This is a genomic window from Sporolactobacillus shoreae (assembly GCF_004684935.1).
In the GTDB taxonomy this organism is placed as follows: Bacteria; Bacillota; Bacilli; order Bacillales; family Sporolactobacillaceae; genus Sporolactobacillus; species Sporolactobacillus shoreae.
In genome coordinates, this window is record NZ_SRJD01000001.1 from 76157 (window position 1) to 89940 (window position 13784).

11 protein-coding genes are annotated in these 13784 nt (G+C 45.7%); 9 read left to right on the top strand and 2 right to left on the bottom strand.

All coding sequences use genetic code 11. The annotated features are described in order from the left end of the window. Window positions 1-94 precede the first annotated feature (94 nt). From E4665_RS00340 to E4665_RS00355, 4 genes are all read left to right on the top strand, one after another. Window positions 95-643 (top strand): peroxiredoxin, encoded by a 549-nt coding sequence (locus tag E4665_RS00340; protein ID WP_135346807.1) that lies wholly within the window; start codon window positions 95-97, stop codon window positions 641-643. A gap of 243 nt (window positions 644-886) precedes the next feature. Further along, window positions 887-2656, top strand: coding sequence for an ABC transporter ATP-binding protein (locus E4665_RS00345; RefSeq protein ID WP_135346808.1), 1770 nt, complete (start codon window positions 887-889; stop codon window positions 2654-2656). Further along, a complete protein-coding gene (locus E4665_RS00350) occupies window positions 2656-4467 on the top strand; it encodes an ABC transporter ATP-binding protein (protein WP_135346809.1) in 1812 nt (603 codons plus the stop codon). Before E4665_RS00345 ends, E4665_RS00350 begins: the two co-directional genes overlap by 1 nt. A gap of 45 nt (window positions 4468-4512) precedes the next feature. After that, complete coding sequence (locus E4665_RS00355; RefSeq protein WP_135346810.1) at window positions 4513-5538, top strand: cytochrome d ubiquinol oxidase subunit II; 1026 nt, start codon at window positions 4513-4515, stop codon at window positions 5536-5538. Window positions 5539-5656: 118 nt separating this feature from the next. Here E4665_RS00355 and rnjA read toward each other — a convergent pair whose 3' ends face one another. Both rnjA and E4665_RS00365 read right to left on the bottom strand, forming a co-directional pair. Then, a complete protein-coding gene (gene rnjA, locus E4665_RS00360; protein WP_135346811.1) occupies window positions 5657-7363 on the bottom strand; it encodes a ribonuclease J1 in 1707 nt (568 codons plus the stop codon). A 4-nt stretch (window positions 7364-7367) separates the two neighbouring features. Further along, window positions 7368-7577 carry a DNA-dependent RNA polymerase subunit epsilon gene (locus tag E4665_RS00365; RefSeq protein ID WP_135346812.1) on the bottom strand — a complete coding sequence of 70 codons (210 nt, stop codon included), beginning with the start codon at window positions 7575-7577 and terminating at the stop codon, window positions 7368-7370. 225 nt (window positions 7578-7802) lie between these two features. Here E4665_RS00365 and E4665_RS00370 point away from each other — a divergent pair, with 225 nt between their 5' ends. The 5 genes from E4665_RS00370 (at window position 7803) to lpdA (ending at window position 13682) form a co-directional block, all read left to right on the top strand. Continuing rightward, window positions 7803-8591, top strand: a complete 789-nt coding sequence (locus E4665_RS00370; RefSeq protein WP_135346813.1) for a Cof-type HAD-IIB family hydrolase — start codon at window positions 7803-7805, stop codon at window positions 8589-8591. A 313-nt stretch (window positions 8592-8904) separates the two neighbouring features. Then, window positions 8905-9993, top strand: a complete 1089-nt coding sequence (pdhA, locus tag E4665_RS00375) for a pyruvate dehydrogenase (acetyl-transferring) E1 component subunit alpha (RefSeq protein ID WP_135346814.1) — start codon at window positions 8905-8907, stop codon at window positions 9991-9993. Further along, on the top strand, window positions 9993-10970 hold the full coding sequence (locus E4665_RS00380) for an alpha-ketoacid dehydrogenase subunit beta (protein ID WP_135346815.1): 978 nt from the start codon (window positions 9993-9995) through the stop codon (window positions 10968-10970). Before pdhA ends, E4665_RS00380 begins: the two co-directional genes overlap by 1 nt. 43 nt (window positions 10971-11013) lie before the next feature. After that, window positions 11014-12270, top strand: coding sequence for a dihydrolipoamide acetyltransferase family protein (locus E4665_RS00385; protein WP_135346816.1), 1257 nt, complete (start codon window positions 11014-11016; stop codon window positions 12268-12270). 2 nt (window positions 12271-12272) lie between these two features. Continuing rightward, window positions 12273-13682, top strand: a complete 1410-nt coding sequence (gene lpdA / locus E4665_RS00390; RefSeq protein ID WP_135346817.1) for a dihydrolipoyl dehydrogenase — start codon at window positions 12273-12275, stop codon at window positions 13680-13682. Window positions 13683-13784 lie beyond the last annotated feature (102 nt).

Here is a 13784-nt window from a genome sequence, read left to right on the forward strand (position 1 = left end):
ATTTAAGTTTGACTAAAAAAATATGACGTACTATAATAATTTTGTTCTCTCGTAATAATCTGAGGCATATTAAAATTCAGGAGGTTTTTTAATCATGGCAGAACGTCTCGTAAGCGCAAAAGCGCCGCTTTTTAATCTGGATTGTGTCAATGCAGATGGTTCATTTGGAAAAGCAAGCCTTGAAGAGAATATTGAGGCTGGCAAATGGACAATCTTTTTCTTTTATCCGATGGATTTTACATTTGTATGTCCTACTGAAATCACCGCGTTCAGTGACCGCAACGATGAATTTACAGCATTAAATGCGGATATCATCGGGTGCTCCTGTGACACGATCTATACACATCAAGCGTGGATGAAAACTTCAAGACGGGAAGGCGGCATCGGGAAAATCAATTTCCGTCTGGCGGCTGATCACACTCATGAAGTTGCTGAGAAATATGGTGTGCTGATTCCTGAGGAGGGGGTTGCTCTCCGAGGCCTGTTTATCATTAATCCTGAAGGGGAACTACGTTATTCTGTAGTCAATGACAATAATATCGGACGCGACGTAGATGAAACACTTCGTGTTCTTCAGGCGCTCCAGTCAGGCGGACTCTGCCCGGCAAACTGGCATCCTGGCGATGAAACACTGCACGTTTGATCTTTCAGAACGCTATTAAAGTGAAAAATAGAGATGAACCGGTGCCCTATGGGAACACCGGTTTTTTTATTGCAATTCTTCCCGAAAACGCAACCATAAAAGTTAGCTCATATATAGGCAGATCACTTGTTGTGCCTGTTTATTCTGATAGAATGGATAGTATCGGGCTTGAAAAGAAAATGAATACATAAAGGCAGGGAGAAGTAGAATTCAGAAGTATCGAAAAAAGGGAGGCCATATTCATTGGATATATTCAGAAGACTGAAGCAATTTTACTGGCCGGATCGCACATATTTGGTGGGATCTGTTCTTTTTCTGATCTTGGCGAGTGGAATTACTGTTGTTTATCCGGTGGTTTTGCAGCTGACAATCGACAGAGCCATCATTCATCATCAAGCACAACTTATCCCTTATCTTTCACTCGGGTTTATCCTGATCATGGTTTTTAAGGGTATTTCGAGCTATTTCAGCCAGTATTGGGGCGATATGTTCGGTGTTAGTTCCGTCTTCCGGCTGCGCCAGGCATTATATAAAAAACTTCAGTACCTCCCCTACCGCTATTATGATAATGCGAAGACCGGAGACCTAATGTCAAGACTGACCGCGGATGTTGAGGGATTCCGTTTTTTTCTTTCTGCCGGCATTACTCAGCTGATCAATTTTGTTATCTTGGTTGGATTCAGTCTCGTTCTTATGTTTTATTATTCATGGGAACTGGCTCTTGTGACCTTAGCGATGACCCCTTTTTTGTGTGTGAGTGTATTCCGTTTTGATAAACAGGTTCATCCAGCTTTCAGAAAGATCCGTTTATCGCTCGCGGGAATGAATACTCGAGTTCAGGAAAATATCAGCGGCATGAGCACAATAAAATCTCTGGCCAGAGAAAAATTCGAAATAGGCCGGTTTGCAGAAAGCAACGATTCATATCAGGACCGTAACCTCATAACAGCTGATATATGGGCTAGATATTTTCCATTGATGGAATTGATCGGAGACATCAGCGTCGTCATCCTGCTTGCTCTCGGCGGTTTGTTTGTCATGAGTGGCAGAATCGCTCCGGGCGAACTGGTCGCTTTTTTCAGTCTGGTTTGGTACATCATGGATCCGCTGATGAACCTGGGTTTCATTATTAATACCTTTTCACAGTCCAAAGCTTCAGGGGAACGTCTCCTGCAGGTGCTGGACGAAAAGGAAGATATCCAGTCTCCGTCTCATCCTATTCAGCCTGACCGGTTCACCGGAGATGTCATCTTTAAAGATGTTTCACTCATCTATCCGAATGAGAAGAACCCGTCCCTCCAGCGTATTTCTTTTGAAGCGAAACCGGGCAGTGTTATTGGCCTAATGGGGGCTACTGGATCAGGAAAATCAAGTATTACTCAGCTGATCGGACGCTTTTACGATGCCACATCCGGACAAGTGCTTGTGGATGGACACTCTGTAAAAGAGTACGATTTACAGTGCCTGAGAAAGAATATCGGATTCGTTCTTCAGGAGAATTTTCTTTTTTCATCAACGATACGCGACAACATTGCGTATGGAAATCCCGATGCTTCGATGGAGGAAATTATTCTTGCCGCAAAAAGGGCGGAAGCGGATGAATTTATCAGGGAACTGCCTGATGGGTACGATACAGTCCTTGGAGAGCGGGGAATGGGTCTTTCAGGAGGACAGAAACAAAGAATATCGATCGCCCGGGCATTACTCATCAATCCAAGCATTCTTATACTTGATGATGCTACAAGTGCGGTAGATATGCGTACTGAAGGGCTGATTCAGCGGGCTTTTCATGAATTAATGAAGGGCAGGACCACATTTATTATCGCCCACCGTATCTCCTCGCTTCAGCTTGCCGATGAAGTGCTTGTCCTGCAAAACGGTTTCATAAAAGAACGGGGATCGCATGATGAGCTGATTCGCACGGATGGAATCTATCGAAAAATCTATGACATACAGTATAAAGACCGGGCGGCCATTCAGAAACAAAAAGCAGAGGAAAAGGAGCGGGCGTAATGACAAAATCATCTTTAAAAGAACGTTTTTATTACCCCGAAGACCGGGTGATCGAGAAACCTTTTAATTGGGCCCAGCTTATCCGGCTGCTGACTTATCTGAAACCTTATTTAAAAACTTTGATCCCGAAAGCCGCTGCTGCAATGCTTGCTTCAACTGCGGTTCGACTGATTGTCCCGATCATTATAGGCGTTTACGCATTCGACAATGCGATTGCCAAAGAAAACTATTCACTACTTTATTGGCTGGTCGGCGTTACGGCTTTTCTGTATGCATTATCTTTTGTCAGCAATTGGTACAGGATCAAAACAACGAATCAGCTCGGCCAATACGTCATCCATGACCTTCGCGAGAGCCTGTTTAACCATGTGCAATTTCTCTCCCACAGGTTTTTTGATTCACGTTCCGCCGGGTCTATTCTGGTTCGGATTATCAACGATGTCAATTCAATGCAGGATCTGTTTACAAACGGTGTGATCAACACTTTAATGGATATGGTCACATTAGTCGGCATTTTTGTCATTCTTTTTGTGCTCAGTCCTCCTTTGGCTATTGCAGTTTTGTTGATTATCCCGCTGATGTTTTTTATATCTACCAAACTGAGACGGAAGATTCGCAGAGCATGGCAGAATGTCCGGATGAAGATGTCAAAACTGAATTCCCACTTGAATGAAAGTATACAGGGAATAAGGGTTACTCAGTCATTTACTCAGGAAAAGGGAAATATGGAATACTTTAAAGGAGTGAATGTAGAAAATTTTCTCGCCTGGAAAGAGGCTTCTCGAAAAAATGCGATGTTCCGTCCCTTTGTCGATCTTTCAAATGCAGCGGGTTCAGCCATACTGATCTGGTTTGGCGCATACTTGATCAACAGCGGTTCGATTGAGATCGGTACCTTTATTTCATTCTCCTTTTATCTTGGCATGTTCTGGGGACCGATTTCCCGACTCGGCCAGGTATATAATCAACTTCTCGTTGCTATGGCCTCCTCTGAACGGATCTTTGAATTCCTGGATGAGAAACCTTCAGTTCCTGATAAAAAGAACGCCGTCAGTATGGAAAAGATACGTGGGACAATTGATTTTGATCATGTTGAATTCAGTTATGATGAGTCCCGAAAAGCCCTGAAGGGAATTAACCTTCACGTTCCGGCGGGTGAAACGCTCGCACTGGTTGGCCATACGGGATCTGGCAAAACGACCATTGCCAGTCTCGTCAGCCGCTTTTATGATGTGACATCCGGAGCGGTGTCGTTTGATGGTGTGGATGTACGGGATATTAACCTTAGGGAACTTCGATCGAGCGTCGGGACTGTCATTCAGGAAACCTACATTTTTTCAGGAACAATTATGGAAAATATCCGATTCGGGAAACCTGATGCTACGGATCAGGAAGTAGTGAAGGCAGCTGAGGCCATTGGGGCTAACTCCTTTATTGAGGCCCTGCCTCATGGCTATCAGACAGAAGTCGAAGAAAGGGGCAATGTTCTGTCCGTTGGGGAGAGACAACTGCTTTCATTCGCCCGGGCGCTGCTTTCAGATCCTAGGACACTTATCCTTGATGAAGCGACAGCAAGCATTGATACTGAAACGGAGCTGGTTATACAGGCGGCTCTGAAAAAACTTCTCAAAGGCAGAACGTCAATAATCATTGCTCACAGGCTTTCAACCATACGTGATGCCGATCATATCGTCGTCTTGAACGAAGGGGAGATTGTGGAACAGGGAAGCCATGATCAGCTCATGAAAATGCGTGGTAAATACTTTGATCTCGTTTTGAGTCAGTATAACATGCTGGATAGCGCGTCCTGATCGAACAGTGTGAAAGAATGAAAAATCCCGGGGAGGATTTCCGCAATGCCTGAATCGCTGATCATGATTTTACTATGGATATTACTGTATAGTTATTTAATTCTGTCTTCAATTGATTTCGGGACAAGCTTTCATTACTTTTACGGTCGGACAGTATACAGGCAGGATTCAACATTTACACTGATTCACGATTATCTGTCGCCTGTTTCAGAGGTGATTAATATCTGCTTTGTCCTTCTCTTTGCGGCCGTGATCAGTTTCTCACCCGATATTTTTCTTGGGCTTCAGACACAACTCGCTTTTTCGGGAATTCTTGCCGTTCTCTTGATTCTTCTTAAAGGAACTTTCTTTGCTCTTTCGGAATTACTTCCAAAAGAGTCCAAAGTGAATAGCATCTGCATTGCTGGAAACGGGATTACGGGGCTCTTTGTTCCTGCCGCACTGAGTATCTCAATGGTTGTCAGCGAAGGAGGATTTGACAGTTCCGGAACAGACGGCATCATGGTCTTTGTCGGGAAGTTACTCTCCAGCACCTATTTTTGGTCGGTAATGATTGTCACTGTTGTCAGCATCTTTTATATCAGTTCCATGTACCTGACTTATTTTGCACATGCATCACGTAATGAAACTTTAAGTGAAAGAATGAGGGGCCAGGCTCTTTTCTGGAGTATGCCGACCGTACTCGCCAGTGGATTTGTATTTGTGGGTCTCGAAATACAGAATCCGGACCATTTTATGAACACATTAAATGAATCATGGATGTTTCTGCTCTCATTAATTTGTTTGCTTTTTTCGGTCATGCTGGTCTTTATTAAACGATGGTACCGCCTTTCATTTTATCTTGTAATGGGTCAGTATTTCTTTGCTTTAATGGGCTACGGTGTTTCGCATTTACCCTATATTATTTACCCGGACCTTCGCGTTTCTGCGTCAGCGGCCAGGTTCACTAGCGGGCCCTTGTTTTTTTTCGCAGCCCTTATTTTATCCTTTTTGGCAGTCATCCTCGTTCTGATGATTAAAAGCTCGATGGTTCGCCATAACTCAGATCTCAGACGCTCCAATGGAGAATAGGCAACAATTATAGAAATCAAAAAGCGACGGAAATGCAGCTTTGGTTCTGCATTTCCGTCGCTTAACATCGTTAAGCCGGAAGTGGGCTCTCATTAATCAAGTTCTGTCTGACACATATTTAATTGCTGCTTCCAACCCGTTTATTTGATTTTTCGTCGACTTGCATAATAATCGGGAGAATCATCGGCTTGCGCCGTGTCTTTTCATACAGGTAAGGTGCCAGTTTGTCATTAATCTCGTTTTTCATTTCCGACCACTGGAGTGACTCGCGCTGCACGACTTCCTGAAGATGCCTAGATAGCAGTTCCTGTGCCTCATTAATCAGATCGCCGGACTCGCGCATGTACACGAATCCACGTGAAATAATGTCAGGACCCGCCATGATCTTGTGTGCGTCTATATCAACGCTGACAACGACAATGACCAATCCTTCTTCAGACAGGATTCTGCGGTCCCGCAAAACGATATTTCCAATATCGCCAATTCCGCTTCCGTCAATATAAACAGATCCGGAAGGGATTTTTCCGGTGACGGCTGCGTGGTTCTGATCCAGAGCGAGGACATCTCCAATATTCATAATGAAGGAATGGTCATAAGGTATGCCACAGGCATTAGCCGTTTCAACATGCTTTTTCAGCATCCGGTATTCTCCGTGTATCGGCATAAAAAACTTTGGCTTCAAAAGACGAAGCATCAGTTTTTCTTCTTCCTGACCTCCATGGCCTGACGTGTGGATGTTGCTTAGTTTCCCGTGGATCACTTCCGCTCCGGCACGGTAAAGCTGGTTGATGGTACGGTTAATACTGACTTTATTGCCCGGGATCGGTGAAGATGAGAAAATAACGGTATCGCCAGGCTGAACCTGAATCTGCCGGTGTGTCCCATTTGCGATGCGGGATAACGCCGCCATAGGTTCTCCCTGGCTGCCCGTGCATAAAATGACTACCTTATTATCCGGGAGATGGTTGATCAACTGATGGTCGACAAATGTATCATCGGGCGCGTCGACATAACCCAAATCTTCTCCGATGGTTATGGATGCCTCCATACTCCGGCCGAAAACGGCAATTTTCCTTCCTGTGTCAACTGCAGCGTCAACAACTTGCTGAAGTCTGTGAATGTTGGAAGCAAATGTAGCAAAAATAATCCGGCCGTCCACTTTACGGAATATGTCCTTTATATTTTCACCGACTTCGCGTTCCGTCATCGTGAATCCCGGGATCTCAGCATTTGTGCTGTCCGACATCAGACAAAGCACGCCATCCTTCCCAATGTCGGCCATCTTCGTCAGATTGGCAATCTGGCCCCCCACGGGTGTGAAGTCAAATTTAAAGTCACCGGTTTCAACAATGTTACCTTGCGGAGTTTTGACAACAATCCCATAAGAATCAGGAATGCTGTGTGTCGTCCGGAAGAAACTGACGGAAGTTTTCTGAAATTTGATCACGTCATCCTCAGTGATTTCATGGATAACGGTCCGGCGGAGAAGGTTATGTTCCTCCAATTTATTTCGGATCAGTCCGGCGGCAAGCTTCCCGGCGTAAATCGGGATGTTCAGTTGTCGGAGCAGGTAAGGGACCCCGCCAATATGATCCTCATGGCCGTGAGTGATAAAAAGGCCCTTTACTTTGTCGGCATTCTTGACCAGATAACTGTAGTCGGGGATGACGTAATCAATGCCCAGTAAATCGTCTTCAGGAAATTTAATCCCGGCATCGATTACAATGATCTCATCCTGAAACTGTACAGCATAGGTATTCTTGCCGATTTCACCCAGACCACCGAGTGAAAATACAGCAGTTTGATGGTTTTTAACAAATTTCATATGATTATATCTTCTCCAATTTGAATTCTGCGGACTTCTTTTCGTAATCAAGGAACTTTCCGGTTAGTGGTTGAATAAATTCAACATTATAAGGCTTGTCAGTCAGCTTTTTCCGGACATTGCGAATATCGTCTGCTTCAAGGAATAGGGTTTCTGTATTCTCTCTGACCGGAACCTCATCCCTAGATTGTTGATAAAGTACTTTGAATATCATAACGTTTGCTCCCCTCAAAAAAGATTCTATAGACCATTATATATGAAACGGAAAGGTTTTTCATTGTTTGGGTTGGCGGCGATGGAAAAAAGGAAATTAACGATGCCGTTCCCCACTTTATTTTTTGATAAATGCAGTAAAAAAATGCAATTGACTCACTCATGGGCGGCATGCGCTGTTATAATGAAAAAGTGTGTTTGTACATGACTTGAGGGGGATAAAACGGTGTCAAACATTAAAATCGTCTTTTTTGATATTGACAGCACATTATATGATCAGAAAAAGTCCGTACCGGAATCCACAGTTGAAGCGGTAAAAACTTTACAAAGAAAGGGTATCATCACAGCAATCGCGACGGGTCGCGCGCCGTTTATGTTCAGCAAGCTGCGTGCAGATCTGGATATAAACACATTCGCCAGTTTTAATGGTTCATATGTCGTTTATCAGAATGAGGCTATCTATAAAAAACCAATTCCTGAAGCGCTGCTGGACAACCTTGAACATCAGTCGTCCGAAGCAGGAAATCGGCTTATTTTCCTCAATGAAGAGACCATGAAGATAGACGGTAAAATGGGAAGCGACATAGCCGAGGGAATGAGCAGCCTGAAGCTTGACCTCCCTTTTCCAGAAGAAGATCCGGAATTTTACCATAATCACGATATTTATCAGGCACTACTCTTTTATACCGCGCAGGATGATTCAAGCTACCTGGAAAATGAGCCGTTGAACAAACTGAGATATGTCCGTTGGCACAAAAATGCGGTGGATGTAATTCCACAGGCCGGCTCAAAAGCTTCAGGGATCAGAAAAATACTCGAAGAGCTGAACTTTTCTGCGGATGAGGCATGTGCATTCGGAGATGGAAATAACGACGTTGAAATGTTGTCCTATGTCGGGACGGGCGTAGCAATGGGCAATGCTGTGGAGAGTGCCAGACGAGCTGCAGATTTTGTAACACGGTCTGTTGATCAGGACGGTATTTATTATGGATTGAAAGATCTTGGATTAATCTGATTTAGGGTTTTGGTTTCATCGGTCCTAGCCGAAACCAGAACCATTTTTATAAAAAATAATAATGAAAACGCATTCATACATTGAAGCCTCAAGTTTGACTTCATTGAAGGTGGTATTATAAACTAAATTTGAGCATGAAGCAGTTTTTAGACAATTGGCGTCGGTAGATGGGAGATAAGCACTGATTCCTGAAGGGCAGGGGAGCTGCGGACTTAATTAGCGGTTTCTTTTCAGGACTTGAAAGCGTTTTTGTGACATTTAGTACGGTACTTTTAGAGATGAGAAAAGGATTCTGAAGGAAGAGGTGAAAAACATGCCTGCAAAGCACTTGGAACAGATAGAAGATCACTTTACAACTTTGCGCGTTTTGAATGAGCAAGGCCTTATAGTCAATGAACAGGCAATGCCCAACATTTCAGATGATCAAATGCGTGAATTGATGCATCGCATGGTTTATACAAGAATTTGGGACCAGCGTGCCCTTTCTTTAAACAGACAGGGTAGGCTGGGATTCTACGCACCGGTCGCCGGGCAGGAGGCATCCATGCTGGCGAGTGAATTTGCAATGGAAAAAGAGGATTGGCTGCTGCCTTCTTACCGTGACATTCCTCAGCTCGTCTGGCACGGGCTTCCTCTTTATAAAGCTTTCCTCTACTCAAGGGGACACTTTCAGGGAGGACAAATTCCCGAAGAGGTACACGCGGTCATGCCCCAGATTATTATTGGTGCGCAGTGCACGCAGGCCGCCGGTATTGCACTTGGGCTTAAAAAGAGAGGCAAGAAAAATGTGTCATTTACTTATTTTGGTGACGGTGCGACCTCTCAGGGGGATTTCTATGAAGCATTGAACTTTGCGGGGGTGTTTAAAGCTCCGGCAGTTTTCATCAGCCAGAATAACCGGTTTGCGATCTCCGTTCCTGTTGAAAAACAGACCGCGGCGAAAACACTGGCCCAAAAAGCTGTCGCGGCGGGGATCAGAGGCATTCAGGTGGACGGAATGGATCCGCTTGCAGTTTTTGCTGCGGCAAAAGACGCACGTGATTATGCCGTTTCAGGCAATGGACCGACCCTGATTGAGACACTGACTTACAGGTATGGACCTCATACCATGGCGGGAGATGACCCGACCAGGTATCGCACAAAGGAACTGACCGACGAATGGGAGAAGAAAGATCCTCTTGTCCGTTTCAGAAATTTTCTGGATAATCAGGGACTCTGGTCGTCAGAAGATGAAGAAAAAACAGTTGAAGAAGCGAAAAGTGATGTGGCTGCCGCACTGAAAGAGGCAGATCAAGTGCCAAAACAAAAGGTCACAGACTTGTTAAAAAATATGTATGAGAAACCAACTTCGAATATAGAGGAGCAGCTGGCGGAATACGGTGAGAAGGAGGGGAAGAAGTAATGGCGCAGATGACGATGATTCAAGCGATTACAGATGCGATGCGAACAGAACTGAAACATGATGAGAATGTGCTCGTTTTTGGGGAAGATGTAGCTAAAAACGGGGGCGTGTTCCGGGCGACGGAAGGTCTGTACGATGAATTTGGCGAAGAACGTGTTTTTGATACACCGCTCGCTGAGTCAGGCATTGGAGGACTTGCGCTTGGTCTTGCTCTCCAGAAGTTCAGACCGGTGATGGAAATTCAGTTTTTCGGTTTTGTTTTCGAGGCAATGGACAGCGTGGTTTCACAGATGGCGCGGCTTCGTTATCGTTCAGGCGGTCATTACCAGGCCCCGGTAACCATCCGTTCCCCTTTCGGCGGCGGTGTCAAAACGCCGGAACTCCATGCGGATAATCTGGAGGGACTTTTTTATGAATGTCCTGGCCTTAAAGTAGTTATTCCTTCCAACCCTTATGATGCGAAGGGACTGCTTATTTCCGCTATCAGGGATAATGATCCCGTACTGTTCCTGGAACATATGAAACTTTATCGCTCATTCAGAGATGAAGTACCGGAAGAGGAATATACTGTGGAGATTGGTAAGGCGAAGGTCGTCAGAGAAGGGAATTCAATCACCTTAATCACTTATGGCGCAATGGTCAGGACGGCGCTTAAAGCGGCTGATCAGTTGAAGAATGAAGGCATAGACGCCGAAGTCATCGATCTCAGAACAATCAGTCCGCTGGATACGGAAACAATCACAAAATCAGTGAAAAAAACAGGACGCGCTGTTGTGATTCAGGAAGCTCAGAAACAGGCGGGCATCGCAGCTCATGTCATCGCGGAAATTAATGACCGGGCGCTGCTCTATCTAGATGCTCCGGTCGGCCGGGTCACTGCTCCGGATACTGTATTTCCGTTTGCTGCGGCGGAGGATATCTGGCTTCCTAGTGAAAAAGACATCATCAAAAAATCGAAGGAAATCATTGCTTTTTAAGTAGCAAAGAGAAGAAGTTTCCGACTGAAGGAGGTAAGCGCCATTGGCCTATTTATTCAAATTGCCGGATATCGGCGAAGGAATTCATGAAGGTGAAATCTTAAAGTGGTTTGTCAAACCCGGAGATGAAGTGAAGGAAGACGATGCGCTTGCTGAAGTTCAAAACGATAAGGCAGTCGTGGAAATCCCGTCACCGGTGAACGGAAAAGTTCTGGAACTGAATGCTGAAGAAGGACAGACTGTTGAAGTCGGGACGGTTGTCGTGACACTTGAATCAGATACAGAAAATGAGCCTCATGATCAGCCAGAAGACACTGATGAGAAGGATGAAAGTTCTGCTGTCAGTCCACAGGAGATTAAGGCGATTGCCGGTCAGCCGGATGCATCAGTGCGGACAGTAATTGCCATGCCTTCTGTCCGGAAATATGCGCGTGACAAGGGCATAGACATTAATACAGTTAAGGGATCGGGAAAAAACGGACGCATCCTGAAAGATGATATAGATCAAAGTCTGTCCGGCACTTCTGAACAAAAAGATGAAAGCCCATCACTTCAGAATGTAGATGTCGCTTCTGCTGAAGAAACGGTTTCCGAGGCTTTTCCCGAGACACGGGAGAAGTTCATTGGAATCCGCAGAGCGATCGCCCGGGCAACGACTCACTCGGTACAGACTGCTCCGCATGTCACTTTGATGGACGATGTCGATGTGACCAAACTTGTGGCTCACAGGAAGCTGTTTAAGCAGGAAGCGTCTGATCAGGGGATCAAGCTGACCTACCTCCCTTATATCATTAAGGCTTTGGTCGCTGCTCTTAAAGCTTTCCCAATCATTAATGCGACGCTCGATGAAGAACATCAGGAAATTATATATAAACACTATTTTAATATAGGGATCGCGACAGATACGGATGCCGGCCTTGTTGTTCCCGTACTGAAACACGCGGAGTCCAGATCAATGTACGAGCTGGCCGGAGAAATAACCAAGCTTGCTGAAAAAGCACGGCTTGGAAAGCTGGCACCCGATGATATGAAAGGCGGAACTTGTACGATCTCGAATATCGGTTCTGAGGGCGGACAGTGGTTTACGCCTGTAATTAACCAACCGGAATCGGCAATATTAGGGATCGGCCGGATTGCTGAAAAAGCCATCATCCGCGATGGGGAAATCGTTGCTGCACCTATGCTTGCTCTGTCTATGAGCTTTGATCACCGGCTGATTGACGGTGCAACGGCCCAGAGGGCAATGAACAAAATAAAAAGGCTGTTAAACGATCCACAACGCCTTATTTTGGAGGGGTAAAGATGGTTGTTGGGGAATTTACTACAGAAGTTGACACAATTATACTTGGTGCTGGACCGGGGGGATATGTGGCAGCAATACGTGCCGCTCAGCTTGGCCAGAAGGTGACGGTCATTGAACGTGAACATGTTGGCGGCGTCTGCCTTAATGTCGGATGTATTCCGTCGAAGGCTCTGATCTCAGCGAGTCACCGTTTCGAGCAAGCTAAAAATTCCGAAGAATACGGGATAAGAGCCGAGAATGTCTCTCTTGATTTCCTGAAAGTGCAGGAATGGAAGGGACAGGTGGTTAGCCGTCTGACAGGCGGTGTAAAGGGGCTTTTTAAAGCTCACGATATTGAACTTGTGGAAGGTGAGGCACTGTTTGTCGAACCGGATGTTGTTCGAGTTAATCATGGCTATGAATCGTCGCGCTTTAAATTCAATCATTGCATTATCGCCACGGGATCAACGCCTATTGAAATTCCCGGGTTTAAATGGAGCGACCGTGTCATTTCTTCTACCGGCGCCCTCGCACTGAAGGAAGTGCCTAAGAAGCTGGTCGTGATTGGCGGAGGATACATCGGCATTGAACTGAGCTCGGCTTTCGCCGGGTTTGGCACCGAAGTAGTCATCCTGGAAGGAACCCCTTCAATTCTTCCGGCGTTTGAAAAGCGCCTGATCGCTCCTGTTAAGAAAAAACTGAAAGCGAAAGGCGTTACCGTGTTTACCGAAGCCTTGGCGAAAAGCGTTGAAGAAACTGTATCGGGAGTCAAAGTAACGGCGGAGGTCAAAGGCGTTCCTCAGGTTTTTGAGGCGGATTATGTCATGGTTACCGTCGGTCGAAAGCCGAATACAAAGGATATAGGCCTTGATCTTGCGGAGGTTGAAACAACGGATCGCGGACTGATCAAAGTTGACCAGCAGGGGAAAACGTCCAACGATAAAGTCTTTGCAATCGGGGATATCGTTCCCGGCCTGGCCCTTGCGCACAAAGCTTCCTATGAGGGCAAGGTTGCCGCTGAAGCGATCAGCGGTGAGCCTTCTGAAGTAGATTACCGTGCGATGCCGGCTGTTGTTTTCTCCGATCCTGAAATTGCCTCTGTCGGCTTGTCGGAGGAAGAGGCAACAAAAGAAGGATATGAAGTGAAAACCGGTCAATTTCCGTTTGCAGCGAATGGACGCGCACTTTCGCTTGGTGAATCCGACGGCTTTCTTAAGCTGGTTACCCGTGCATCGGATGGACTGATTCTTGGCGCACAAATCGTCGGAACTAATGCGAGCGACATGATTGCTGAGTTCGGACTCGCCATTGAATCCGGAATGACTGCTGAAGATGTTGCGCTGACAATACATGCTCATCCAACACTTGGAGAAATGGCGATGGAAGCAGCAGAAGTCGTTCTTGGAAAGCCCATTCACATCGCTAAATAATAGGCTTTGTTTATACTTGTCTGTTGTTTTTCACTCCATGTGCTCGCTTTCCGAGGGCGATCCGAGCCTCCTCGCCCGGTGCCCTCGCTGTGAGGCCAGAAG